The 25,690-nt window shown below is 42.2% G+C and carries 21 protein-coding genes and 2 pseudogenes; 15 read left to right on the top strand and 8 right to left on the bottom strand.

From position 1 onward, the window contains the following. Positions 1-100 precede the first annotated feature (100 nt). Entirely contained in the window at positions 101-1,633 is a 1,533-nt protein-coding gene (locus tag ACMAZD_RS21345) for a DUF3612 domain-containing protein (RefSeq protein WP_435250512.1), read from the top strand. A 703-nt stretch (positions 1,634-2,336) separates the two neighbouring features. Here ACMAZD_RS21345 and ACMAZD_RS21340 read toward each other — a convergent pair. Both ACMAZD_RS21340 and ACMAZD_RS21335 read right to left on the bottom strand, forming a co-directional pair. Next, entirely contained in the window at positions 2,337-3,959 is a 1,623-nt protein-coding gene (locus ACMAZD_RS21340) for a DEAD/DEAH box helicase (RefSeq protein ID WP_435250511.1), read from the bottom strand. A 164-nt stretch (positions 3,960-4,123) separates the two neighbouring features. Then, a pseudogene (locus ACMAZD_RS21335) lies at positions 4,124-5,479 on the bottom strand (diguanylate cyclase). A gap of 286 nt (positions 5,480-5,765) precedes the next feature. Between ACMAZD_RS21335 and ACMAZD_RS21330 the strand changes: the two are divergent. Next, positions 5,766-6,968: a DUF3541 domain-containing protein gene (locus tag ACMAZD_RS21330; RefSeq protein WP_435250510.1), complete on the top strand. Its 1,203-nt coding sequence runs from the start codon at positions 5,766-5,768 to the stop codon at positions 6,966-6,968. Positions 6,969-7,100: 132 nt separating this feature from the next. Here ACMAZD_RS21330 and ACMAZD_RS21325 read toward each other — a convergent pair whose 3' ends face one another. The 3 genes from ACMAZD_RS21325 to ACMAZD_RS21315 all read right to left on the bottom strand — a co-directional run bounded on the left by ACMAZD_RS21325 (position 7,101) and on the right by ACMAZD_RS21315 (position 9,514). Beyond that, positions 7,101-7,718 carry a class I SAM-dependent methyltransferase gene (locus tag ACMAZD_RS21325; RefSeq protein ID WP_435250509.1) on the bottom strand — a complete coding sequence of 206 codons (618 nt, stop codon included), beginning with the start codon at positions 7,716-7,718 and terminating at the stop codon, positions 7,101-7,103. Positions 7,719-7,756: 38 nt separating this feature from the next. Continuing rightward, positions 7,757-8,026, bottom strand: a complete 270-nt coding sequence (locus ACMAZD_RS21320; protein ID WP_435250508.1) for a hypothetical protein — start codon at positions 8,024-8,026, stop codon at positions 7,757-7,759. A gap of 279 nt (positions 8,027-8,305) precedes the next feature. After that, on the bottom strand, positions 8,306-9,514 hold the full coding sequence (locus tag ACMAZD_RS21315) for a NupC/NupG family nucleoside CNT transporter (RefSeq protein WP_435250507.1): 1,209 nt from the start codon (positions 9,512-9,514) through the stop codon (positions 8,306-8,308). Positions 9,515-10,128: 614 nt separating this feature from the next. On the opposite strand from ACMAZD_RS21315, the gene ACMAZD_RS21310 reads away from it, so the two are divergent. From ACMAZD_RS21310 to ACMAZD_RS21295, 4 genes are all read left to right on the top strand, one after another. Further along, positions 10,129-10,605, top strand: a complete 477-nt coding sequence (locus tag ACMAZD_RS21310) for a hypothetical protein (protein ID WP_435250526.1) — start codon at positions 10,129-10,131, stop codon at positions 10,603-10,605. A gap of 284 nt (positions 10,606-10,889) precedes the next feature. Further along, positions 10,890-11,159: a PTS sugar transporter subunit IIB gene (locus tag ACMAZD_RS21305; RefSeq protein WP_017064872.1), complete on the top strand. Its 270-nt coding sequence runs from the start codon at positions 10,890-10,892 to the stop codon at positions 11,157-11,159. Positions 11,160-11,169: 10 nt separating this feature from the next. Continuing rightward, positions 11,170-12,426, top strand: a complete 1,257-nt coding sequence (locus ACMAZD_RS21300; protein ID WP_435250506.1) for a PTS ascorbate transporter subunit IIC — start codon at positions 11,170-11,172, stop codon at positions 12,424-12,426. Then, entirely contained in the window at positions 12,423-12,872 is a 450-nt protein-coding gene (locus tag ACMAZD_RS21295) for a PTS sugar transporter subunit IIA (protein WP_435250505.1), read from the top strand. Before ACMAZD_RS21300 ends, ACMAZD_RS21295 begins: the two co-directional genes overlap by 4 nt. A 194-nt stretch (positions 12,873-13,066) precedes the next feature. Here the strand turns inward: ACMAZD_RS21295 and ACMAZD_RS21290 are convergent, their stop codons facing one another. Then, positions 13,067-14,332, bottom strand: a complete 1,266-nt coding sequence (locus tag ACMAZD_RS21290; protein WP_102349433.1) for an HD-GYP domain-containing protein — start codon at positions 14,330-14,332, stop codon at positions 13,067-13,069. Between the two features lie 224 nt (positions 14,333-14,556). Here ACMAZD_RS21290 and ACMAZD_RS21285 point away from each other — a divergent pair, with 224 nt between their 5' ends. Next, positions 14,557-15,093: a GNAT family N-acetyltransferase gene (locus tag ACMAZD_RS21285; protein ID WP_435250504.1), complete on the top strand. Its 537-nt coding sequence runs from the start codon at positions 14,557-14,559 to the stop codon at positions 15,091-15,093. Between the two features lie 206 nt (positions 15,094-15,299). Here ACMAZD_RS21285 and ACMAZD_RS21280 read toward each other — a convergent pair whose 3' ends face one another. Then, the gene (locus ACMAZD_RS21280) at positions 15,300-16,649 is read right to left on the bottom strand and encodes a sensor histidine kinase (protein ID WP_435250503.1); all 1,350 of its coding nucleotides are present in this window, start codon (positions 16,647-16,649) and stop codon (positions 15,300-15,302) included. Continuing rightward, positions 16,642-17,331 carry a response regulator transcription factor gene (locus ACMAZD_RS21275; RefSeq protein WP_102434131.1) on the bottom strand — a complete coding sequence of 230 codons (690 nt, stop codon included), beginning with the start codon at positions 17,329-17,331 and terminating at the stop codon, positions 16,642-16,644. The genes ACMAZD_RS21280 and ACMAZD_RS21275 overlap by 8 nt, the downstream gene beginning before the upstream one ends. A gap of 174 nt (positions 17,332-17,505) precedes the next feature. On the opposite strand from ACMAZD_RS21275, the pseudogene ACMAZD_RS21270 reads away from it, so the two are divergent. From ACMAZD_RS21270 to ACMAZD_RS21235, 8 genes and pseudogenes are all read left to right on the top strand, one after another. Then, positions 17,506-18,358, top strand: a pseudogene (locus ACMAZD_RS21270) (putative bifunctional diguanylate cyclase/phosphodiesterase); the annotation flags it as partial. A 199-nt stretch (positions 18,359-18,557) separates the two neighbouring features. Further along, a complete protein-coding gene (locus tag ACMAZD_RS21265) occupies positions 18,558-18,782 on the top strand; it encodes a hypothetical protein (protein ID WP_435250502.1) in 225 nt (74 codons plus the stop codon). 863 nt (positions 18,783-19,645) lie between these two features. Continuing rightward, positions 19,646-21,388, top strand: coding sequence for an EAL domain-containing protein (locus tag ACMAZD_RS21260; RefSeq protein WP_435250501.1), 1,743 nt, complete (start codon positions 19,646-19,648; stop codon positions 21,386-21,388). A gap of 218 nt (positions 21,389-21,606) precedes the next feature. Then, positions 21,607-21,978, top strand: a complete 372-nt coding sequence (locus tag ACMAZD_RS21255) for a GntR family transcriptional regulator (RefSeq protein ID WP_435250500.1) — start codon at positions 21,607-21,609, stop codon at positions 21,976-21,978. Further along, the gene (locus ACMAZD_RS21250) at positions 21,975-22,829 is read left to right on the top strand and encodes an ABC transporter ATP-binding protein (protein ID WP_435250499.1); all 855 of its coding nucleotides are present in this window, start codon (positions 21,975-21,977) and stop codon (positions 22,827-22,829) included. Before ACMAZD_RS21255 ends, ACMAZD_RS21250 begins: the two co-directional genes overlap by 4 nt. Beyond that, positions 22,829-23,686: a hypothetical protein gene (locus ACMAZD_RS21245; RefSeq protein WP_435250498.1), complete on the top strand. Its 858-nt coding sequence runs from the start codon at positions 22,829-22,831 to the stop codon at positions 23,684-23,686. Before ACMAZD_RS21250 ends, ACMAZD_RS21245 begins: the two co-directional genes overlap by 1 nt. Before the next feature lie 1,050 nt (positions 23,687-24,736). Further along, positions 24,737-25,024, top strand: coding sequence for a putative quinol monooxygenase (locus ACMAZD_RS21240; RefSeq protein WP_435250497.1), 288 nt, complete (start codon positions 24,737-24,739; stop codon positions 25,022-25,024). Continuing rightward, positions 25,025-25,579: a nucleotidyltransferase family protein gene (locus ACMAZD_RS21235; protein WP_435250496.1), complete on the top strand. Its 555-nt coding sequence runs from the start codon at positions 25,025-25,027 to the stop codon at positions 25,577-25,579. The last annotated feature ends 111 nt before the right edge of the window (positions 25,580-25,690 follow it).

The raw sequence follows: 25,690 nt of genomic DNA, 5'->3' as shown, positions 1-25,690 counted from the left end.
TATTCCAAACTAACGTTTAATTAATTTGTCATTTTGTGAATTGCTTAATTTGTAGGTTAGCGCTTTTTTACATACAATTTCACAACAAAAATTTTACAATGTGAATTTTACAAATATGGCCTTGTCAAAAAGTTTAGTTCGGCAGTCACATTTCCTAGGTACTAAGATCCGTAACCTAAGGAAGCGTAACCATTTAACCATGGAAGATCTGTCTGCGCGTTGTATTCGAATCAACCCAGAGTACGCACCTTCCGTTTCTTACCTTTCAATGATTGAACGTGGAAAGCGGGTTCCAAGCATCGATATGCTAGAAGTCATTGCGCAGGTCTTTCAGAAGAACCCCACGTGGTTCCTCGACGATGAATCAGAACAACAAGCCATTGCACCTGACAAAGGGAATCGTGGTGGGATAAGTGGCATGGCACTCGAGCCAAGCTTTCTTTTCTCTAACGACATCCTCCAAATTGCGATACCGGAGATGTTGTCGCAAACAGGTATCTCTGGTCGTCAGTTCGCCCACCTCTTGATTAGAGCTCACCAAGAAAGCAATCAAAACCACTTCCCTGATCTAGAACGAGCAGCAGAAGAAGTTGGTTTGAAACGCCTTAACCTTAGCGTCGAAGATCTTATTGATATCGCGAGAAACTTAGGCATTCAAATCCGCTGGGTAACACGCACGCCTCAAGACGTGGTGGATGAGCTCGGAATCAATGCCAAGCAATTGGTGACTTCGTTCTTCGAACCACCCGGTACTATTTTCTTGAACGAAATCCTCAAAGAGTACCCGACTCGACTGAAATACGATTTGTCGGTTTATATCGGCCATTGCATTTTGCACAGTAAGGAAGGGCTTAAGAGTGTGTTGTCGGTTGGGAACAACAACACTTGGGATGATAACCAAATATCGGGGTCTTCTCAGCTGAACTCTCAAGACATTCTTCAAGCATGGCGAGACTTCGAATCCAGCTTCTTTGCCGGCGCATTACTGTGCCCAAAAGTTCCATTTAGACAGCTGCTCGATCGTACTGGTTATGAAATCGACGTTCACAAAAGAGCGGGGGTTTCCCCCTCTGTTGCGATGCGCCGAATGACGGTAGTATCGCCCTACCCTCACTGGCACTACTTTGATGCTTATGGGCCGGGGAAACTCAAGGCGGTATACCGAGGGAATGGGATTCCACTGCCTTGGGGGAATATGAGAACGGTCGCCGACCCATGTCAACATTGGGCTGTGTTCCGTCGATTATCAGAGCCCCGAGCGGGCAGCTCAGCTCAAATCTCCATTTTAAATGTGGGAGATGAGCCAAGAATCTACTGCTGTGAATCCATCAATATGACGGATCCTGCGGGTAACAATCGTGTGTTGTGTGCTGGGATAGACTTAAACCCTGCGATTGATGCCCAAGGTGGTAATTCAAGAGATATCGCAGAGCAGCTTAAGGCGTCATGCGTCAGCAATGGCGGCTCGGTAGCAATACCACGTAACATCAAGAAAGATCTCACGACAGTAGCCAAGATTCTAAATATCAATTGGATTGAACGCGGGATCGAAACAGAGGCGAGGCTTATCTGCTCCAGAGGCGGAGAATGCCCACGCCAACCAAGCTGTTATTCAAAGTGTGGTGAGGATTAGCGACCTTTTTAGCGAATCTAATGCAGCAAAGCAGCAACATGCTCTCAAATAAGAACACGCTCTCGAATAAAAACATAGTAAATTCGTTTGCTATGTTCGATTCACGAGCTTAGTAAAAATAACCAATATAACTCAAAATTCAGGCAAAAAAAAACCAATCACAATAAAGGTGATTGGTCATATATTTTGTGTGAACAATATAGGTTCACTAACAACGTCAGTTGGCTAGGTGACCCTCGGCTTAAGAAGGGTCACCATTACCAATGCAGTATGCGTGCCAACTTTTCACCTACGTATTTACTACGCATCTGGACACGTATTAGACACGAATTGCTGTTTATTTTGCAAAGTGGAATTGCAAATTGCAAAATAAAACAAAAACGCTAGTGATTATGTTGTTATTAAATAATAATTAACGTTCGATTAATCCTCTCAGAGCCTGCCATATTCCATTCCCTCAACCTATTTTCAAACTAACAACCCATAAAATTTCCATATAGCATGCATAAAAAAACGCGAACATTGAATATCAACATTCGCGTTTCATTGGGTTCGATTCAAAGCTTCTAACGTATCGCTTCTAGTTTCTAACTACTAACTACTAATTACTAATTGCTAATTGCTAATTGCTAATTGCTAATTACAGAAGGTAGCTTTCTAAAAAAGCGACCTCCACAGTAATCAACTTAAACTGAACTCGTCTTTATTTTTGAGCAGCAGGCTTAGAACGATTTCTAGATGGCTTGTTACCAGACGGTTTGTTCGTCGAAGGTTTATTGCCAGAAGGCTTGTTAGACGCCGATTGGTTTGATAAACGGCCAGGGCCATAGTTACCACCGTAACCTGATGTCTTCGGCTTACCAGCACCGTTTTGACCGCCTGAATTGGTGTTCTTCTCAGCGCCTCCAGCAGCATTACCACGCTTGTAGTTGCTGCCATTGTTTCTTACAGACTTATCATCACCAGCAACTGCAGAGTTGCTGTCAGAGCCTTTGTTACCTGAGTTAGGCTTGTTCGTGTTTGGCTTACGCTTAGGAGCAGAGCCTGAACCAGAAACATGACGCTTGTTTTTACCTGCTGGTTTGTGCCCGCGAGCATTCTCACCAGAACGTTGACCATCTGAGTGTCCACGTGTCTTTTTCGGCTTCTTAGGCTTAATCGGACGCGAATCCAAACGAGATTCAGGCAGTTTGTTTACAGGTGCAAAACCTTCAAGTTCACGGCGCTCCAGCACTTGTTGAATAAGGCGCTCGATACCAAATAGCTCACCCACTTCATCAGCACATACCAATGAAATTGCTTTACCCACTTCACCAGCACGGCCAGTACGACCAATACGGTGAACGTAATCTTCTGATACGTTTGGAAGGTCGAAATTCACTACTTGAGGCAGTTGCGGAATATCGATACCGCGCGCTGCAATATCAGTTGCCACTAATACTCGTACTTTACCCGTTTTGAAGTTCTCTAGGGCTTTAGTACGCGCGCCTTGGCTCTTGTTGCCATGAATAGGTGCCGCAGAGATGCCTTGCTCGTCAAGGAAGTGAGAAAGCTTGTTCGCACCGTGTTTCGTTTTGCTGAACACAAGTACTTGTCGCCAATCATTATCTTTGATCAGCTTCGCTAACATTGCGCTTTTTTTCTTTTTGTCTACTGGATAAATGCTCTGTTCAACAGTTGGTGCTGTTGAGTTTGCAGGGCTTACCGAGATTTCAACTGGGTTGTTTACTAAGCCTTTAGCCAAGCCACGAATATCATCAGAGAAGGTTGCTGAGAACAGTAGGTTCTGACGCTTCTTAGGCAAGAAAGCCAAGATCTTACGGATGTCGCGAATGAAACCCATGTCTAGCATACGGTCGGCTTCATCTAACACTAGGATCTCTAGTTGATCAAAACGGACTGCGTTTTGGTTGTATAGATCAAGCAGACGACCCGGCGTTGCCACCAATACATCACTGCCTTTGCGCAGTTTTTGCATCTGAGGATTAATTTTCACGCCACCAAATACAACCGTAGAAGTCAAAGGTAGATTAATACCATACTTAACTACGCTGCCATTCACTTGCGCAGCAAGCTCACGAGTCGGTGTTAGCACTAACGCACGCACTTGGTTCTGACGTACGCGAGGGCCTTTTGATAACATTTCAAGAATAGGTAGCGTGAAGCCAGCAGTTTTACCTGTACCTGTTTGAGCAGCGGCCATTACATCTTTGCCCATTAGGACAGCTGGTACGGCTTTCTCTTGGATTGGTGATGGCTTATCGTAACCTTGTGCTTCAATAGCTTTAAGGATCGGTTCAGAAAGGCCCAGGGAGGTAAAACTCATAGATTATTTTCTCAGTTGAATAACATTTAGTATGAGCAATACCTCATGAAGACGTATTGCTACAGCTTTTACTTATCAATTAGATTGATGCGAAGCAAAGCGCGGTATTCTGAGGCTTTTCCCCACATTCAGCAACTAAATTTTAATCGTAGCTCAAATTCAACCTAGATAACTTGTCGCTTCTGTTCGTACATTTTTTCATCAGCCGCTTTCAAGAGCGCATCGACGTCATCGTAGTTATTATTATGGAGAATCCAACCAACACTAATTCGAAGATAAATGGAGTGCACCTCATAAACTACTGGCGTGGTACATATCGCTCTTCTAAGTTTAGCCACAATCGAAGAGGCATGTTGCTCATCAATGATGCGAGGTAGCAAGACTAAGAACTCATCGCCCCCTATCCTTGCGACGAGATCTGAAACGCGCAGTTCGCTCTTGATACGCTTAGCACACTCAATTAACACCTGATCGCCAGCTGCATGACCAAAAGTGTCATTGATCGCTTTAAACCCATCGAGATCGATATTCACAACGGCGAAGGTTCTCGCTCTCTGCTTTTGGGTGACCTTGAATGCCTGTTTTAAGCTATACATGAAGTATCGGCGATTCGGCTACATGGTGAGTTCATCATGCATAGAGCGGCTATCGGCAATGCGGTATAGGCGATAAATGGTCATAAAGCCAATCGCCAACACAAACATAATGGTGTAACCCACCAGCCTGACAATTTGAATTCGATACCAAGGCACATCCATCAACACATGTTCGTTCCCAGAGAGCGCCAAAAACCAACCTCCATAAGGGAAATTCACTTGTTCAGTGGCAAACGCATTCGTAAATACATGTTGTTCACCGTGGAAGATAGGACCCTCTTTACCTGAACTGTTCGCGCCACGAATCGCGAGTTCATATTTGTTTTCAATCTTGCCAATACCGACATCTTCGTACAGTTCATCGAGATCAATCACTGCACTAGACACTCCCCAATAATCTTTATTAAAAGGGGGGTCTCTGAAAATAGGCGTACGCGTAATCAAGGCTTGCCCACCTTGAAACAAGTCAAAGGGCCCAGCGATAAAGGTATTACCAATATTTCGCGCTATTTCAACCGACTCCCACTGGGTTGGATGATCTCGATAATCAATACCCAGAATCTGCTCATTACCTTCCATTGGATAAACGAAATTAAGGATGTCATCTTCAGCGAGGCCAATCAGGCGAATGTGGTACCCATCTCGAATGATGTTTTGGGCTATCTTGTCCCAACTTTTCATATCGCTGTCTGGGTTTATCGTCACAAGCGTAGAGAAATTATTGAGGATATACATATCCGATACGATCGCGGCTTCTATGCGAGATCGAATGATGGAAAGCTGCTTTTTTGCCTCAGAGTATGATTCATTTTTGAGGAAGGTTAATTGTTTGGCGTGAAAAACCTCTATGGCGGTTATCACCACCAAGAACAACAACAAAGATAATAATTTGGCAGGCCACTGCTTACTAGAACGACTGGGCATTTACGAACCTCTAACACTTTTGTTCTGTTTACTGCCTTAAATCGGCTCATTTCTGGCTAATTCGTTCAGTATGCCAACAAGGAACTAAAAATCCATACTTTGCGTCGGGTCTCATTTCATTATTGAGCCATTCATCACTTCACCGTGAGTTAACTACACTGATTATTAAATCAAAAAACCTTAATGAAGCTTATAAAGCTTACATTCTATTGACCCAAACCTTACATTAAAGGATTCATCAGTGTTATTTTATCCTTACCATTAATTAGCTTGGTACCTTACGAACATGAAGCTAAAAACGCTAACTCTGTGCACATTGTTATCAGCCTCCGTTGCAGTTGCGGTTCACGCACAAGCAACGTCTGATGCGCAAACAAACTTTGACACACAACAGCTTGTTAACATACAAGACAACAAACAAGCAACAAGCGTACCAAATGTCCCGTCCCCTGTTGATTCTCTCTACTCTCAAGAACAATCTTTCAAGCAATCTGCTAATCTGATTCGCACGACCTACGAAAGCCAACTTTATACCCTGCCAGCCTTCAAACAAGGTCACTATGGTTTGCGTATGTATCGACAAACATTAGACGATAAATATTCTGCCGCGGTGTGGAGTGACATGGCGCGTGTATCAAGCAAGCTTAGCCGCCTGTCTAATGATGTTCAAACCATGGAACAGATCGTACTCTACTCAGAAAAGCGCGTGGCTTCGTATGTGGGTGATGACGATGAACGTAGTGTTCGACGCTACAATATCACCAAACACATGCCGGAATACCTCTACCTTGGCGTTGACCTCCTTGGCTCTATGGCGCGTGCCAATGAGTATGGTTTAGAACACAAGAACGATGCCAAGCTACGTGACATCATTCGTCGATATGACTTTTCACGCTACGCAACCAATGAAGACATGATAAAAGCCTGGGCAGCACAATTAGCTAATCAGGTTTACTGGCTGCGCCAACTGGGTGAGCAAGATGTCGTTGATGAGTTCGTCGATACTTTCAAAAAAGCGTACCCAGACGACAAAGACAAGAAGCTTTCAAGCCAGCAATACGGCAATAAGATCTATGGCATGACACATGTAATCTTTGGTGATTCAGAATATTACCAACACCAAGTCAGCGAGCAAGCACATCAATGGATCTACGATTACTTCAGAGAGAACATCGATACTATTCTACTGCGCGCTAAAGAAGATGTGATTGCAGAGGTTGGATTGACCTTCTTGCTTGCGGGCTTAGAAGATGACCCGGTTGTAGAGAAAACTCGACTCGCGATCCAAGCCTCTATCGATGAGAAAGGCGGGATGATTCCTTCCATTACGGGTGATTTTGACCTTGAGTACGGTGAACACCGCAACGTGTTAGCGATCATGCTGCTCGATTGGCAACAAGTGAACGAAGCACCAACGTTAAAAGGTAACCCTAAAGTGTTTACTACGATTCCGTACGGGCTAATTGAAAACCAGCTATTGAGTAAATAGAAACTCCGGAGTTCATCTATAAAACCTAAAAAGCCGCAAACCTTTCAAGGTCTGCGGCTTTTTACTGTTTGCTACGTCTGTACTCTTATCAAAAGTTGTTAATATCAAACCTGCGTAAAGATAAAGACGACATCAATCCCCTGTCACGGCTTTGTTCATCACTATCGTGAAATCCCCTTCTGCATAGCCTTCTATCAGAGAGACATCGTCACACAGCGTTTTACAGAAGCGATAAACACCTTGAGGGTGATAACTCATTAAAGTATTGCGCGAAGGATATTGGCTTGAATTGAGAAGGTTAAAAATCACAGTTTGATTCGCCAACTCAAACATACGAGTGATCATGTTAGTCAAGTAGTCAGAATCACGAGTGATGTAGTTCAGTGAACCACTGGCGATAACAATGTCATGCGCCTCAAGGTTCATTTTGCTCATGTCACCCGACAAAAACTGACAACGGTCTTCTGTGTAGTTCTGCCTAGCCTTTTTTAGAAAGCCTGCATGTTGGTCAACACCGGTGTAAGATTGAATACGATAGATACTGTCGAGCAATTCAAACAATTCTCCGTAGCCACATCCTAAATCCAAAATACTTTTTTTCTCAAAGTCGGCCGAGTGAGCAATAACTTCAAAGCGACATAATTGACTCTCTTCGTTAGTCCAGCCTAAAGACTTCGCCTTATCGCCGTTCGAGAGGCTAGCCTGCTTTCGGTGATACCAATACACCTTAAAACGATCACGCCAATGCATTTAGGATATCTCTCATAACAGCAATAGCATTGACTCACTCATAAACTTGATGATTTAGACAAAGTGCCACCGATTTTATAACCAATCGCATAGCAAACCACGGCGACAGTCACAAACACCAGTGCCGAGAAGAAGTACGCCACCGATGCCGCTACGCCAGTGCCCCACACGACGCTGAACACCAAACCAAGATAAGCCTCTTGCGGCCACTGAGAGATACGAAACTGAGTACCACCAGCAATAAGATAAACCATCGCAAACAAGCCGATAAAGGCGGTGATAAGACCGAAGAAGACGCGCATGTTCATGGGGAGACCTTTGATTTATTGGACTTGGTTGCCGTTATTATAAATCGAAACCGAATATTCTTAATCGCAACCTGATGATATTCAAGTATATCGGATAAAACAGGCTCGCTCTATTACTCTTCCGAGTGAGCCTGAAATGCACTAGTAATAATAAGACAAGTGGCTTAAATCCTAATTAACCTAACGAGCAGGCACAAAAAAGCGGACACTCTTCTCACGTTAAATCCGTAAGCAAGATATCCGCTTTTACTGACTTTAAGCGCTTGAACTGAGTCTAGCTTAAAGCAGGATGAAGATACCCGCTAAACAGGCACTCATTAGGTTGGCGAGTGTACCAGCAGCAACGGCTTTTAGGCCTAAGTTTGCTACTTCAGCACGACGCTCTGGTGCCATAACACCAATCGACCCTAATTGAATCGCAATAGAGCCAATGTTAGCAAAGCCACAAAGAGCAAAAGTCACGATTACTTGGCTATGTTCAGATAGCAGCGCTTTGTTCTCAACGAAGTCGATGAAAGCAACAAACTCGTTCATTACGATCTTCTGACCGATATAAGAACCCGCCATTAATACTTCATCACTCGGGATGCCAATCAGCCATGCAAATGGTGAGAACAGGTAACCGAAGATAGCTTGCAGCGTAATGCCCGCAAAACCGAACGTTTCACCTAAGCTTTCTAAGCCTGTGTTAACCATTGCAATCACACTCACGAATGCAATCAACATAGTACCAACGGCTACCGCCACCTTCATACCGTTCATCGCACCACTTGCCAATGCATCGATTACATTGCTTTGGTCAGCTTTATCTAGCTCAATGTGCTCGTAGTCACTTGGCGTACTGCGCTCAGGAACAATGATTTTCGCCATCAGTAAGCTACCTGGAGCCGCCATGAAGCTTGCTGCAATAAGGTATTTAAGTTCAACACCTAATCCTGCATAACCACCAAGCACACTACCCGCAACAGACGCCATACCACCAGCCATTACAGCAAACAGTTCAGAACGAGTCATAGATTTTAAAAACGGACGAATAAGAAGAGGAGACTCACCCTGAGAAAGGAAGATGTTGCCCGTAGCGACCAAAGATTCAGCTTTACTGGTGCCCAGCAGTTTCTGCACGGCTCCACCAAGAACTTGAATCACTTTTTGCATAATGCCTAAGTAATAAAGTGCCGAGATCAAAGCGCTAAAGAAGATGATAATAGGAAGAACGCGAATCGCGAAAATAAAACCATCAGTAGCGAGGTCACCGAAAAGGAAAGCGATACCAGCGTCCGCAAAACCAAGCAGGCTTGAAACACCATTACTCAAACTCGTTAGTGCCAATTGTCCCCATGGGAAATACAACACTAAGGCTGCAAAACCAATTTGAAGTAACAATGCACGAGACACGGTTTTCCAGTTAATAGAAGAGCGACTCTCAGATAACAGACATGCGCAAGCAATCAGTGCAACAACACCGACAAGACCAAATAGAATATTCATAATGTGTCCTAGTAATCCTTAAAGAGTGAACATGAGCCAAACAAATGACATCAAAGGAATAGGACAAAGAACCTCAAGCAAAACGCTACGCGATGAAGGAGCTAACAACGTTAGCGAGTGTGACAACGAGTTGTTCATGTAAAAATTCACCTTATACAAGCAGTGGAACGTAGCTGGTCCGGTCCGTGGGGTCATTCACATATCCATGTGACGGCTTGTATTGGCTAAGCACCGGCTTAAAACCGGAAAAGAAGTATAAACAGTTAAGTGAGACTTTCATCACATTTATTGACGCAAACGGTCGCGCGGTCAAGGATTAAACAAAACGTATTGTTTGTCATCGTTTTCGTGCTTCAAAAACTGTAAACAATCTGTATAAGATTGAATTTAGAATGTTAAGCCCTTAAGCGCATGAGCGTAACCTCTCGGTTAATTCTGTGTGATTATTAGCAGTTTTCTGTGCTCTGCCTCATTTCCCGAGACTTCAAGATTCATCTTAAGTTTAGATGCGTATATACTTTGTATAATCTCACCAAATAATTATCTATAAAATACCAATAGAGCTGATTAGATATAACAGCCATCGGGACTAAGAGAGGAAACACGTGAAGAAAATGGAAGCTCCGCACGATATGAACATTGGAGCTAGATTCAAAACAAATAGACATGGCTATGTGACAGTAGTTGAATATTATAATACCCATACTGTTATCGTCGCGTTTGAAAACACCGGAAATATCCGCGCTATCAGTGCGGCGAAATTACGTATAGGCCAGCTAACCGATCGCTCTGTCGCACCTGAATCAATTATGATTGGAGAAAAGGTTGAATCTGTTAAACACGGAATATTAACCATTACTCAAGTTGAATCTGAAAATATTGTTGTACTGACCAATGTAAATAATGAAGAAATTAGAATGTTATTGCCTGCAGTACAAAAAATGAAAGATAAAACTGAAGACGTAGACAATGAAAATGTTGCTTCGCCAAAACCGACCTCGCTTAGCCAGTTGACGAAAAGAAATAAAAAGACCAAAGACGTTAATAGCATGCTTAAGAAAATGCTTACTGACTACGGTCGATACGATTAATTACTCATTTCTAAAATAAATCATCTAAATATTTATACCCTAACGTAAAAATTAATTAGTCCCCTCCTTTCCCAATAAGATACGTTGCATGTTCGAGTGAAAAGTTAAATTTGATCAAAGTCTCACTCTGGATCTTTACTGTAAACTAACGAGATCTACGTCACAATCTCATTTTAGTTTTGTGATTGAGATCTTATTGAAATCTAAGTACTTCCATTACTATGCTCTCACACAATAAGAGAACGAAGTTTCTCAACCCCTAAAATCCAATTGAGACAAATATTATGAAAAAGATTCTTGTAGTTTGCGGTAACGGCCTTGGTACTTCTCTAATGATGGAAATGGCAGTGAAAGAAGTTGCTAAAAAAATCGGTTTCGAAGCAGAAGTTGATCACGAAGATCTATCATCTGCAGCATCAAGCAATGCGGATATTTGGGTTGCAGCAACAGATGTTGCCAACCAACTAAAAGATGCTGGTAAAGAGAACATCATCAGCCTTAAAAATATTTTTGACAAAGCATCAATTGAAGAACAACTAAAAACTTTCATGTAAGGTCAAAATTATGCAAAACTTTTTCGAGTTCATGCTCGGCTTATTAAAAGAGCCGGCAATCATGGTAGGTTTAATAGCGTTTATTGGCCTTGTCGCACAAAAATCAGATATTTCTACCATTCTTAAAGGCACAATTAAAACCGTGATGGGTTTCCTCATTTTAGGTTTTGGTGCTGGCGCGCTTGTTGGCGCTCTAAATAACTTCTCAGTGGTATTTACTGAAGCATTCGGCGTAAGTGGTGTTATTCCAAATAACGAAGCAATTGTTGCACTAGCACAAGATGCATTCGGTTATGAAATGGCCCTAATTATGTTTTTCGCATTCATTGTGAATATTTTATTGGCTCGTATTACTCCTCTAAAATATATTTTCTTAACGGGTCACCACACAATGTTCATGTCTATGCTGGTAGCGGTAATCCTGTCTACAGCGAACATTGAAGGCACTGCTCTAGTTGCAATCGGTTCGATCATTGTGGGTTCACTGATGGTTATCATGCCCGCACTTGCTCAGAAATACACAGAGAAAGTAATGGGTACTGATCAGCTAGCGATGGGTCACTTCTCAACGTTCTCATACTTAGTATCAGGTTACATTGGTAGCAAATTTGGTGACACTTCGAAATCAACAGAAGACATCAACGTGCCAAAGAGCCTAATGTTCCTGCGTGATACACCTGTAGCAGTAGCAACAACAATGTCAATCTTCTTCATGTTTGCTTCTATTGTTGCTGGCGGTGACTTTGTTGAAACCGTTTCAAATGGTCAAAACTGGGTAGTGTTCACCTTCATGCAGTCTCTTGTATTTGCCGGTGGTGTTTACATCGTACTGCAAGGTGTGAAGATGCTGATCGCTGAAATCGTACCTGCGTTCAAAGGCATTTCTGACAAACTTGTGCCGGGTGCGAAACCTGATCTTGACTGCCCTATGGTATTCCCAGTAGCTCCAAATGCAGTACTTATCGGCTTCCTATGCTCTTTCGGTGCTGGTCTACTCGCAATGGCAGTACAAGGTGCTCTTGGTTGGACAATCATTGTAGCAGGCGTTGTTCCTCACTTCTTCGTTGGTGGCGCGGCTGGTGTTTACGGTAACGCAACAGGCGGTTTACGCGGTGCAATCCTTGGTTCATTTACGCAAGGTCTGTGTATCTCTTTCCTACCGATGCTGTTACTTCCTGTTCTGGGTGGCCTGGGTCTTGAAGCAACAACGTTTGCTGACTTCGACTTCGGTGTGGTTGGTCTGATTCTAGGGTGGATTGTTTCATGAGCCTGTTTGATTTAGTTGGTAACCAAGGTGTTATTATCAACTCTGAAGAAAACCTAACGGTTGATGCGGCGATTGATGTGACATGTTCAACACTACTCGCGAGCAACAAAATCGAAGCAAGCTATGTTGAAGCTATCAAGCAAAAGCACAAGGACATTGGCGCGTACTATGTTCTAGCACCAAAGATTGCTATGCCGCATGCTCGTCCTGAAGATGGCGTTAACGAAGCATCACTGCAAGTGACTGTATTCAGGAAGGGTGTTGATTTAGAGTCGGAAGATAACGGTAACGTTTATCTTTCAATTACTCTGGCGGCCATGGATTCAGATAGCCATATCCATACTATTATGGCGCTGTCTGAACTGTTCCAAAATGATGATGACATTGATGCCATTATCGCAGCGAAAACAGAGCAAGAGATCATCGAGATCTTAAAGCGATACTAGCTTCAATTTTTAGGTCTTAGCCTTAGCTCGTGCTGATGTTTATCTCCTGAAAGCCCCATTTAAAAAAGCGTTAGCCTCGGCTATCGCTTTCCTGTTTCTGGTACTTAGGGCTTGCCAATCTATGGTTTACAAAAATTCATGGCTTACAAATACATGATTTACAAGTTCATCACGCCACTAAGTATTCATTAGCGTTAAAACGCGTACATTCTTTTATCGGTCGATAATTCAAAGCAGTAGTGTGCGTGTTTTTCAAGACATTCAAACACTTCTCGATCTAACTTACAGTTCTCAACATGGTCTCTCAAAATGGCCATCGTCTGCTCTAACGTCATACCAGCACGATACGGACGTGACTGAGATAATGCTTGGAACACATCAACTACTGCAACGATCCGACTCGGTTGATCTAACTCTTCCGCCGTTTTACCCATCGGGTAGCCTGAGCCATCTAACCTTTCATGATGATTGGATGCCCACTGGCAAATCTGAGGAGAACTAAACAACTCTTGCAGTGCAAACCGAGTATCCGTTGCATGACGCTTAATACAACAATACTCCTCTTCGGTTAGCAAATACGGCTTATGCAGAATGTCATTAGGTGTTTGCAGTTTGCCGATGTCGTGGACTAACCCTGCTAAATAGAGTTTGCGCTGAGTTGTGTATGAGTAACCCAGCTGCTTGGCAAGATATTCTGAGAGTTGCCCAACCTTCAAAGAGTGCTTAAAGGTAAACGAACTCTTGGTATCAACCACATTAGCAATAAATTCGGCAAAAGCCACGGTCTCATCCAGCGACATTTGTTGAGAGAAGAACGGCACTGGTTCAAAGTTATCCCTCATGTTTTCAATGTAAGGGATCTCCATCGAGAACCAAAAATCATCCAGATCGACGAGCTCACACATATGTTGTACAAGGTTGGTTTCGAACATCTCGTCTGCTTGTTCAGTCAAACGTTCAATAATGCTCGCTTTACCATCTGGTGTCAGGTTTCCATACCGATCTGAAGAAGTGATGCCGTATAGGTAGTCCACTCGATCCGCGAGCATGACAATCGTAGCCAACTCCTTCTCTAACTCACTGATCGGCATCGCCTTAAGTTCAACCCAAGGGGTATAGTGATAAAGCACCGGCTTAGCGAATATAGAAAGAACCGGGCATTGTTTTAGTATTTGGTAGCCCTTTTGACAATGGTGATAGCTCGCATCGGGAACAAACCCTGAAGTCAGACTAAGTTGCTCATCAATTTGTGATACACCGCAGTCGTGAATTAACCCTAAGGAGAACGCAAGTTGCGCCTGCTCTTCCTCCCACCCGACACTCAGAGCACATCGATACGCGATGTAACCCACCCTCTGTCCATGATTTTTGCTTTCAAAACCGACGTTATCAAGCGCCTTCGCAATACCAAATAGAGCCTTTCTAAGGTCTACGGTTACATTCTGGCAATGTTGAATCATTATTTAAGCCTAGCATTTTTATAGTTTTTATATATTTAGGCTGCCAATACTAATGCATAGCCAATAATTATATACACAACTATTGTAAGGTTTAACGAGTTTCGTGATAGAACTAACGTATCACGTAATATTCGTGCTACAAGTTGTTGCATATTGTTTATTATGCGACATTATATCTTGCAGTTAATCGTACATTTTCAAACCAACCGAGGACTTAAACACGTATGTTTGAAACTCTTATAGACGAAGAGCTCTCCATCGCATTGGTCGAAGAAAGCTTCGCTACCCATTACGCTGACTATTCACAAAGCCAAAATGAGTATCTTAGCCAGTGGCTAGCATGGCCACCGCACTGTAAAACAGAACAAGACTTTAGGATTTTTATCCAGCGTTCATTACACGATTATGCTGAAGGGAAGAGCATGACATGCGCCATCGTGTATCAAGGGAAAATCGTAGGTAACTGCAGTTTCAATACCATCGACCACAATACCAAGAAAGTAACGATTGGCTATTGGGTGTCACAGACTCAACAAGGCAAAGGCATTGTCACTCGTGTTGTTCAGAAACTGATTGATATTGCTTTCAATGAGTTAGATATGGAAAAGATTGAAATATCAGCCGCCACTGAGAACATGAGCAGCCGTAAAGTTTGTGAGCGCTTACATTTCACATTGGAAGGCATCATCACTCGTAACGAGAACTTGAATGGTCGCATCATCGACCACGCTATTTATGGCCTGCATCGTTCAAAGCGATAAGCGATAGCTATTTGAAAATTCCAGTGCGTGGCTAGCAAGTTCACTTTAAACACATGTAAATCAAAAACAGCAAAGCCACAGCATTCGACCGTGGCTTTGTTGTTTTACGAACTTAGAACTTAGAACTTAGAACTTAGAACTTAGAACTTAGAACTTAGAACTTAGAACTTAGAACTTAGAACTTAAGTAGATCTTAAAGCACCCAGCTATGCTACCTTAGGAATCACGATACTAAATTTAGCACCACCGTGATTGCTGTCATCTATTTTGATATCCCAATCAAGCTTCTTAGCGGCCGAAATGGCAATCGCAAGCCCTAGCCCAGAGCCTCCCGTGGCCGACGTTCTGCTTGAGTCTAGGCGAGCAAACGGCAAAAAGACTTCATCCCGTCTATCTTCTGGAATTCCAGAACCATTGTCTTCAATAACGACTAACCAACTCTTGGAGTTTTCATCCAGGGTCATCCAAATTTTATCTTGCGTATAGTTACCCGCGTTCTTGAGAATATTATCGAACACCAAACGAGCCATCATGCAATCGCACTTAATATCGAAGTCTCGCGTTATCTTAGATTCAAAGCTGATGTTGTCTAATTCCGAATAACGAATCCTATCCAAGCAATACTCAGCAAGATCCGCTCTCACCTTCACCAGCTCAAAGAAAAAGTTATCCATCACGTTCAACTTCGACAGCATGATAATCTCCGAGGTCAGCTCGTTGATGTCTTCAATATAACCATCAATATCATCAAACAACGCTTGATGATGACTTGGTGCGCCTCTCCTTAAGAGATCCGTCGCTAACTGAATACGACTCAACGGCGTACGAACTTCATGTGGGATCGCTTGGGCAAAGATATGACTTTGTTTAACTTTGCTTTCGATCTCTTCAGCCATGACGTTGAAACTACTCGCAAGATCAGACACTGGATGTATCTCATCCATGCTGGAACGGGTACTCAACTTACCTCGACCAAACTGCTTCTGCTTCTCAACCAGTAACTCGATTCGTTCTTGAAAACGTCTTACAGGTAAGTAAACACTTGCACCAATTGCCACAATAATCGCCAGCAATAGTCCTAATAAAAAATGCCTTTCAGAGTCTTCATACCATTCAATATCAGGAGAGAAAAAATCGCCTACCTCACTGAATACGAAGCTAAATTTTGAGTTTGGAAGTTGAAATACAGCCGAATAGAGATTGTTATCACTGAGATAAATCGGCACACCATTTAATGTTGTATATAACTCGCATTTTTGGCAGGGAAGTTCTCCCGACCAATTTTCTAACAGGCGTAAATTGAAGATATAAAATTGTTGGTAGCCTGTTTTATCGAGTGCTTGGTATAGCGAGTTCACTTGATTATGCTGACGGATATATTGTTCAACAAAGTAAGAACCATCGTTAAGAAACGTTTCTATCTCGGTTCTTCGCATGTGCCCTTCACCAAGGTTCAAGAACAGGAAAATCGTCGCTGACATCCCAGTCACAATGCCGAGGTATAAACGGGCGAACATAGAAACCGAACGTAACTTAGTAACAATGAACTTACGCAACCAGCATGTACCCCTTGTTGCGAACCGTGCGGATCAACTGTTTGTCTTTTGCGTGCATACGCAGCTTGCGACGCAATCCTGAAACTCGCATATCAATCGAGCGGTCATTAAACGCGTAATCAATCCCTCTGAATAACTGACAGCACTGATCTCGAGTCACAACCTGACAGATGTTATTAACCAGAAGGTTTAGGATTTCAAATTCTGCAGAGGTCAGCTTGAGGTTTTGTCCATATAACGTGGCACTTTGCGCCGTATTATTAATGACAATATCACACTGTTTTTCAGTACCAGTATCCGTTATCCCAACAACAGGTGACGCTCTGCGCAACAAAGCCTCAATGCGAGCTAACAGCGCGTGGCCACGAATAGGCTTAGTGACGTAGTCGTCTGCACCAAACTTAAATAAGCTAACTTCGCTCATCTCATCCGCTGAAGCAGTAAGCACCAAGATGATTCCGTTGTAGAACTCGCGAGCCTGGCGGCAAATTTGAGCACCACTCAAACCGGGCAGCATCAGGTCTAACAGAACAAGATCAGGTTCAGTATTACGAATTGCTTCAAGCGCTAAATTCCCATCATGAACAACGCTGACATTGTAACCTTCCGCTTCAAGATAAAGCGTCGTTAAACGAGCGATCTCTTGGTCATCTTCGACAATGAGCACTTTGGTTTTCGACATTCCTATCACCAGTATTTATTAAAAGCGAGGGTAGTATATATACTGATCATATATCATCAATATTGTTATTAGAGCCTTAACTTTACCGTACGCAAAATATTGTGATCACTTTTGTACATACACCTTTACAAAATACGTCGTTCAGCAACCAATACGCCTGAGTTTCGGTAGTATCTGCTAAAACAAGCAGGGATGGCGATGCACATTGCTAAAGCCAATGGTCGAAACCGCTTCCAAACCTTCACTCCAGACTTGGCACAAAAGCTTCACCGAAAAGTAGAAATCCGCCATCGATTGACGCAAGCGCTAGAAAACGAAGATCTCAATCTGCATTATCAGCCGATCATGAACACCAATAGTGCAAGGTGAAGGGCTTTGAAGCGCTACTTCGATGGTCAGATAAAGAACTCGGTCACATTCGCCCTGATGAATTCATCACCTTGGCGGAAGAAACAGGTCAGATAGTACCGCTAGGCAAGTGGGTGCTCAATTCAGCACTTAAGCAGCTATCGATATGGCATCGAGAGTTTGATAGTGAACTGATGATGAGCATTAATATCTCGAGTATTCAGATGCACGCGACCTTTGCTGAACAACTGTCAGCCATGCTTCACTTCTACAATATCCACCCTCAAAGTATCGCCCTGGAAATTACCAAATCTTCAATGATTTTCAAACACGGTGAAGTTAGGCAGGCGCTGAATGATATATCCAAACTGGGTGTCGAGCTTCACCTTGACGACTTCGGCACTGGCTACTCTTCCCTCTCGATGTTGCACGACCTACCAATTAGCACAGTTAAACTCGATAAAAGCTTTGTCCACGGTTCGCACAAAGGAAGTAAAGCGATTGTCCAAGCGACCCATGCTATCTGTGACAAACTGGGGTTAAAGGTAGTGGCGGAAGGCGTCGAGACCGAAACCCAAAAAGACTTATTAATCGACTGTGGATACCAGTATCTTCAAGGATTCTTGTCAGTAAGCCTATTCCATCAAATGAAGTCGAAATTCAATTTTTATCCGCTTGATAAATCGGCAACTAAAGATTTATTTATCAAATGGCGCATGTTAATCGACATTCACCGCTTGCCACCTACATATAAAACCGTACTTTCGTCTTCAGGTTCAAGTTAGTTTTATTCACTTTATGTCAGTTCTTGTTTAGCTCATTCTTGATTGTGTCGCGACTCATATTTGAGCCTCGTCATTTCAACGGTATGTATGTCATTGTCTGCATTTGCAAATAACCGTGACAACTCTATCGAAGCTGCTGTGCCTTTCATCGGAAATCAAGAATTGGCAAGCTTCGGCTACAGTAAAGAGCTTTCGAACACCATCGTTACCGGGGACGGTTTCTCATTAGCGGTAGAAATAAAAGCTGCTAAAAGAACGTTTAAAAGGAAAGGCATCACAAGGAAGTCTTCAAAAGAACCTGTCAAGAGCTCCTATTAGCCAGTCTAATTAGAGGCTCTTTTAACCCTGTACATAAAGCGAGACCGATTTACTTAGAGCTATGTTTGATAGTGCATGTAAATTAATCAAAAGCCAATTTTGCTTTCTAGTTATAACTCATTCAAAAAGAATGTTTATTGAATCAAATTGTTAATATAGTAAGATTTCACCAGTAACATAGACATTATGTGAACCTCACTCATATCAAATTGAAATATTCTTCAACAAAGTAGAGCACGAAAACCAACCAAAAACAGCTTAATCATGGAATCAATATCACAGTTCGGCCGACCTAACGCTTTGCGCTTCATCCTTCTTAGTTAAAATAAACAAGGTTTTAATATTATTAAATTAATTGATGAATCCTATTCATTAAACCCCGAAAAATCATTATTAATATAACAATCAATTAAAAGTTTCATTAAATATAGGAATATAACGCCTTAATTAAATGATATTAATATTACCTACTTATTTGTAATTAATTCTCATCCTGAAAAACCTGATAAATCAGCCTCATCAATAACCACCACAAATACCATGCGCAACTACATTAGCAATCACTAAAGTTATGGTTGAAACTGTTGATATAGAGGATTACAAATGGATAAATACCAAAACAAATGGATAAATCCCCCTTGTCTCTTGTAAAACATCGGCTTTCATTTATAAATTCAAGTTTTGGGTGAACATCTCTATAACCTTTCATTACAGCCCGAATTCTGCGATTAGTATCAATATATTAGGAGGAAATGGTGACATTTTAGTTATGTTATTTAGAACGGACTCTTGGGTTGAATGACAATCCCAGCCATCACATATCAATCACACAAATATAATAACTATCGCTTAGGAGTTGAGCCATGCACTGTTCTTTCAACATAAATAATAATAATGAGAGCTTGCAACTAATTTATAATGAAGAAAAAATATATATCAAAAGGAACAGTAAAAAAATATCAGAAGAAACCCTTAATAGTAAAGAGAGTTTTGTTCTAAAATTTTTATTAGAACATTCATCAATATCAAACCCTCAATCGGCTAGAGATGTTGAGGAATCATTTAAACTACATTTTGATGAGGAGTTCAGTTTGTATGCATTAAAAAACATTATCGCGTCGATAAGAAAGAAATATCGTAAACTATGTAAAAAGGCCAACGTAAATAATAAAAATGAACTGATATCGAATCTCTATAAAGTCGGTTACTTCATCGACCTTGATAAAAGCTCTACCAATCGAATTGCACCGAAGTACAACATCAACCAATTCAAATCTAGCCACAAAGAAGTATTAAAGCTGATGTTCAACGCTTACCAAAAAGAGTTGATAAGAGCTTTAATACTTGTGTTCACTGTTTCATCAATTATCTTATTCGTTGTCTACTTTTTACAAATCCTTTATACGACGAAAATCGCCGATGAATACAGTCAAAACACCAAAGAAATTGCTGAAGAAGTCATGAATTACGGTTGCAACAACGAAGGCACAGTGCATGCGTTAAGGCACTCACTCAATCTGGATTCAGTAGTGATGACGACGTCTTTGGGTTCATGTTATGTATCCAAAACACGGTCGAAGATGGTAGAACTCGACCAGATTGATGGCTTTTACGACAGTGCTGATTTTGCTTACTCACGATTCACCGACCCTAAACATGACATTGATCTTACTGTGCGGATCTCCAAAGGTTCAATTGAAGCCCGCTACCGAAACTCATTACTGCCTTTGTTAGTTGACTCTGTCTCCATACAAAAGAACGGTTACTACATTCTAAACCTTGGGGAAAATAGTAAATCTATCTATCAAGCCCCGCTTCCAAGCGGTGCGTCCATTACCTTTTACAGCAACGACATTGTCGCGTTGTGGGTTACGTTGGCAATGCTATTAGTCCCCCTTCTCTATCACTCTTATATTTTAGGTTTTGTGGTCTATATATTTCGCTGGAAAAACATATCTTTTGAAGAAGAGCCCATCATCAATACAGAAGATAATAGCGTGTTGTATTACGAGCTGTTATCTAGAGTTCGAAATGTCGGTGTGTTGGACTTTATCAACACCATGAGACGCATCAACCTACTCACTTTCCATACGATTTTACTGATTGAAACCGTCAAGAATGCTAAGGCCAATAACAGCCACGAGATCTATGGCGTGAATGTTTGCCCAAGTGCATTGGTGGGAACGAACTTCGAGAAAATCAGACATCACTTAGCCGTAATGGAAGCCAATGAGTTTGTAGTAGAGATAACCGAATACTCAAATATCTGTTATGGATGTGAAGTGTTCGATAACATCAGAGACATTAAAAAGCTAGGGATTACTATCGCGCTGGATGACTTTGGAACCGGAAACAATAACATCGAAATCATCAGTATCATTTCCCCGACGTATCTCAAATTGGATCGTTGTTTTGTCAAAGACATCGAGTCTGGTGAGCATCACCAGGCCATGCTGCTCAACATTTCTGAAATTGGTCGCTTGTCCAACATTACAATGATTTACGAAGGCGTAGAGACTCGCAGACAGCAATATATCTTGTGCCAGCTAGGCTACAACCTGCATCAAGGTTACTTGTATAGCAGACCCAGTAACTCAGAGGAATAAAAGCCTCTCACCCTACTTGAAATATAGACAAGCAATGGTTGCCTATTCAAATAGCCACCTTTAATACAACTACTGATAGCTGACAGGGAAGTCGGCTTAAAGCCCCCCATCATGCTAAATATTTTTCATTTAGGCATAAAAGTATTCTATAAAACCCTTGCCAATTCGAATAAAAAGGTTAGTGTTATACACATGTATATCACCATGCAGTTTTAATTATGACCGAATGGAAAGACGACCAACCGATCTTCAGGCAGCTTGCTGCGAAGATCAGTGACCAAATTCTTCAAGGTGTTTGGTTAGAGCAACAAGCATTGCCCTCTGTGCGTGCGGTTGCTGCCGATCTCAAGATCAACCACCTGACGGTCATGAAAAGCTATCAGTTACTGGTTGATGAAGGCCTAGTAGAGAAAAAACGCGGCCAAGGCATGTATGTGGCGGAAGGTGCACTTCAAAAGTTGAAAGAATCGGCACACCAGGCTTTCATTAACACACAGATCCCAGCCATCGCTGAGACGCTAGGCATCATTGATATGAGTGTCGAAGAACTCGTGAAACAGCTAGAACAACATATAAAGGACAAGTCATGAGTACTTTACTTTCAGTGAAAAACGTAACCAAAACCTATTTAAATCAAGTGGGTGTCGAGAACATCAGTTTTGAGTTAAAGCCGGGGCAAGTGCTTGGGCTGCTTGGCCACAATGGCGCGGGTAAATCGACACTGATCAAATCACTGCTTGGTGGACACAACTATCAAGGTGAGATTGAGGTGAATGGTTACCACCCTATCCACCAGCACGCAGAACTCATGCAACACTTATCGTACATTTCAGATGTAAACGTGTTGCCTGAGTGGATGACGGTTAAACAACTGCTTCGCTACACAGAGGGTGTACACCCAAGCCTCAATAAGCAAAAAGCTAAACAAACGCTCAGCAGCACCAACATAAAACTCTCTTCAACGATCAAGCAGCTTTCTAAAGGAATGAAGGTACAACTTCACCTTGCGATCATCATTGCTACCGACACTCAGGTATTGATCTTAGATGAGCCAACACTGGGCCTAGATCTACTCTACCGCGATACTTTTTATCGCCACCTTCTAGAGTGGTTCCATGACGGCGAACGCGCGATGATCATCGCTTGCCATGAGGTTTCAGAGATCGAACACCTATTAACGGACGTGTTGATTCTGAAACAAGGCCACTGTGTGTTGCAAAAGAGCATGGAAGACATCGAGAACGACTATTTCATTATCGATGTCGCAAACAACCACTCGAGCGAGATCCAGAAACTCAATCCACTGACTTCACAACCTGGGCTAGGAACAACTAAGTGGTTACTGGAAGGCCAGTATAAAGCGCAAGTTGAATCATTGGGTAACATCTACAAGGTGGGTCTCGCAGACCTATTCCTTGCAACACAGACGGAGAAGGCATAATGCATCCAAGTTTTTACATGCTAGAAAAAGAACTTATCGAGCACAAAATTAACACTCGACTGCCTCTGTTTATCGGTTTGTTTGGTTTCTTGCTTTTCGTTAGCTTGTTCTTTAGTGGTCAAGCACAACACGACTTTTTCTTCCAGATGGAAGTTAACGGTGACGTAAGTAGCATGCACAGAGACTTCTCACGAGACCTCAATTCAATGATCTACTTTGGCGCGGGCCTAATTTCACTGTTGCTTTCGACGCTTTACATCCCTAAAACACTGCGTAAAGAGCGCCAAGAAGGCAGCTCAATGTTTTGGAGAAGTATGCCTGTGTCGAATGTCATGACTCACGCCGTGAAGCTAGGTTTCGGTTTAGTGGTTATCCCCGCTATCTGCGCGCTTTTGGTGCTATTCGCTGATTCTCTGTTTTGGATTCTGAACATTTCAAGCGAACAACAATTAGCACTGATAGTAGAGCAACAATCGCTATTCTATGTGCTAACCAATTGGGTGGTTTTCTTTGGTCGAATGCTGCTGGTTGCATTAGTTCTATTGCCATTAGCAACGATGACTCTAGCGATTTCGCAACTAGTTAACTCTCCGCTGCTTGTTATTTTAATCTCAAGCTTTGCGATTAAGTGGCTAGCTATCGCGCTATTCGGATTCTATGGCATCAATGACTTCTTTTCTGTCATTGCCTCACTGCCGATGAAAGTGTTGACGACAAGCAATCCATTCAGTGCGCTTTCAGAAGTCTCTATTCTGTCGCTAAGTATTTACGTACTGCTCGGTATTGGTGGTTACTTGCTGAGCCTTAAGTTGAACCGAACTGATGATGTGAGCTTGAAGACGCTGTTCCAACGCTAGAGTCACTTGTTCTGATTCTGAGCCCTAAGCCCTAAGCCCTAAGCGGCGAATCTCATCAGATATCAAATCTAAATCAAAGCTTCTGAGAAATCGGGAGCTTTTTTATTGGCTGCTGTTTTATTTTTAAGCGCTTTAAACCCTAACAATGGTTTTAGTGATAGAGGCAAAGATACAGAATGGTGATAAGTTTTTATTTTGGTTTTGGATGCTGATTACTGAGTGAGGCAAAGATAAACTAGGGGGTATTAATGAGCTGACATTGAATTGCATTATTGTTAATGCCTGCCAGCTCTTTGGGGGATGATTTCTTTAGTCGCCGACCAGATGAATGTCCTTGAGAGTGCTATTGAAATCGGTTTGTTGCGTTTACAGATCTTGTAACCTGTTCTGTTGCTAAGCTTTTAATTCATCATTTAACTTCAAGCTCTTTCGCTTTTCAGTTATCGATATAAAGCTTATTTCTTTGAAGCTTCTTTCGCTGTGTCTTTCCAGTATTGGATGCGAACGCGATGAAGCTGTGCTCTTCTCATTTTTTTCATAAGGGATATTTCCTTTTCTTTAACTGCTCTTCATGAGCTATTTTTATTGCTAACAATTCGAATCTAACGGTGTTTGACGGCCAGATCAATGATACAAATCACAAAATATATAGAGTTTTGAGTACCATTTACATCAAAGTATGACCTAGTTATCAACTATGGCTCAATTCAATCTCTTAAGCCGTTGTTCGAAATTTAGATTAGTTATCTCAGATGACAAATTCATTTCAGTATCAATACAGTTCAGTGATACATATTTAATAGACCGGGCTAACACGGATTTAGTTCCCAATAACTTACCTTTCCTGCCCCTACCACTAACTGTCTCTTCTCTCCTACAAATTACCTCCTCTACAATTTAAGTTACGACGTAACTAATATTCTTGTTGAGCTGGTTATTTTTTTATTCACATAGAGCTATACGACACAAACTCAAAATGGGATTATGTTTGTAACGGAAGAGCTTTTAATAGAAAAAGACAGTAATAGATAAGATTAAATGGACGTGATTATGAGTAAAGTCATTCTACAAGGGCATATTCTTGTGCCAGACAACGACCTAGAAGCGGTCACACAAGCGCTGGTCGTTCATAAGGAACTTACCCTCTCAGAACCCGGCTGTATCGTGTTTCGAGTCAGTCAAAGTTCACTTCAGCCTAATCGATTTGAAGTTTATGAAGAGTTCACTAGTAGAGAAACATTCGAAGCCCACCAACAACGAGTCAAAGCTTCTGAATGGTGCGACATCTCAAAGAACGTAACTCGTCATTATCAAATAACCGACGTTACTACTTCATAAATGTCCGAGCCATTAACTGACCGCATCGTCAAGTTGATCAAGCAAGATCCCTTGCGAATGCAGATTTTAGGATGTGTCTCTCAACTGGGTTTACCACAATGCTATGTCGCCGCAGGCTTCGTGCGAAATCGAGTATGGGATCACCTGCATGGTTTTGACTCCCCTACACCATTCAATGACATTGATGTGATCTACTTTGATCGCGATGATACCTCTTACGAATCGGTTATTCGATACGAAGCTCAACTTCAACAGTGGTTACCGGAATTGGATTGGCAAGTTCGCAATCAAGCCAGTATGCACACCCGAAATGGCGACAAACCTTATCAAAGTGCATTAGGTGCGATGAGTTACTGGCCAGAGAAAGAGACGGCGATCGCCGTAAAACAAAGCCCGACAGGGGAAATCGAGTGTATTTCTGCTTTTGGTTTAGAGAGCTTATTTAATTTGAAAATCACACCGAACCCCAATCGCAGCCGCGACGTGTTTGATCAACGAGTCCAATCTAAAAACTGGTTAACTCATTGGCCCAAGTTAACGATTGGAAAAAGTTAACGATTGGAAAAAGTTAACGATTAGCCACAGTTAGTTAATTAGCGGTTACAGCCAACGATCGGCCGGATGCAAAATGAAAACCATTGCCTAAAAAGCCAATCAGATCTAACA

Origin of the sequence: Vibrio sp. nBUS_14, assembly GCF_051201655.1 — a bacterium.
Classification (GTDB): domain Bacteria; phylum Pseudomonadota; class Gammaproteobacteria; order Enterobacterales; family Vibrionaceae; genus Vibrio.
This window is presented reverse-complemented; position numbering and strand designations above follow the sequence as displayed.

Coding starts and splice junctions, on each gene's coding strand:
- ACMAZD_RS21275 (WP_102434131.1), bottom strand. CDS start 17,331: ATGTCGAAAACCAAAGTGCTCATTGTCGAAGATGACCAAGAGATCGCT.
- ACMAZD_RS21245 (WP_435250498.1), top strand. CDS start 22,829: ATGCATCCAAGTTTTTACATGCTAGAAAAAGAACTTATCGAGCACAAA.
- ACMAZD_RS21330 (WP_435250510.1), top strand. CDS start 5,766: ATGAAGCTAAAAACGCTAACTCTGTGCACATTGTTATCAGCCTCCGTT.
- ACMAZD_RS21315 (WP_435250507.1), bottom strand. CDS start 9,514: ATGAATATTCTATTTGGTCTTGTCGGTGTTGTTGCACTGATTGCTTGC.
- ACMAZD_RS21320 (WP_435250508.1), bottom strand. CDS start 8,026: ATGAACATGCGCGTCTTCTTCGGTCTTATCACCGCCTTTATCGGCTTG.
- ACMAZD_RS21340 (WP_435250511.1), bottom strand. CDS start 3,959: ATGAGTTTTACCTCCCTGGGCCTTTCTGAACCGATCCTTAAAGCTATT.
- ACMAZD_RS21310 (WP_435250526.1), top strand. CDS start 10,129: ATGGAAGCTCCGCACGATATGAACATTGGAGCTAGATTCAAAACAAAT.
- ACMAZD_RS21305 (WP_017064872.1), top strand. CDS start 10,890: ATGAAAAAGATTCTTGTAGTTTGCGGTAACGGCCTTGGTACTTCTCTA.
- ACMAZD_RS21235 (WP_435250496.1), top strand. CDS start 25,025: ATGTCCGAGCCATTAACTGACCGCATCGTCAAGTTGATCAAGCAAGAT.
- ACMAZD_RS21260 (WP_435250501.1), top strand. CDS start 19,646: ATGCACTGTTCTTTCAACATAAATAATAATAATGAGAGCTTGCAACTA.
- ACMAZD_RS21285 (WP_435250504.1), top strand. CDS start 14,557: ATGTTTGAAACTCTTATAGACGAAGAGCTCTCCATCGCATTGGTCGAA.
- ACMAZD_RS21255 (WP_435250500.1), top strand. CDS start 21,607: ATGACCGAATGGAAAGACGACCAACCGATCTTCAGGCAGCTTGCTGCG.
- ACMAZD_RS21325 (WP_435250509.1), bottom strand. CDS start 7,718: ATGCATTGGCGTGATCGTTTTAAGGTGTATTGGTATCACCGAAAGCAG.
- ACMAZD_RS21290 (WP_102349433.1), bottom strand. CDS start 14,332: ATGATTCAACATTGCCAGAATGTAACCGTAGACCTTAGAAAGGCTCTA.
- ACMAZD_RS21240 (WP_435250497.1), top strand. CDS start 24,737: ATGAGTAAAGTCATTCTACAAGGGCATATTCTTGTGCCAGACAACGAC.
- ACMAZD_RS21295 (WP_435250505.1), top strand. CDS start 12,423: ATGAGCCTGTTTGATTTAGTTGGTAACCAAGGTGTTATTATCAACTCT.
- ACMAZD_RS21250 (WP_435250499.1), top strand. CDS start 21,975: ATGAGTACTTTACTTTCAGTGAAAAACGTAACCAAAACCTATTTAAAT.
- ACMAZD_RS21300 (WP_435250506.1), top strand. CDS start 11,170: ATGCAAAACTTTTTCGAGTTCATGCTCGGCTTATTAAAAGAGCCGGCA.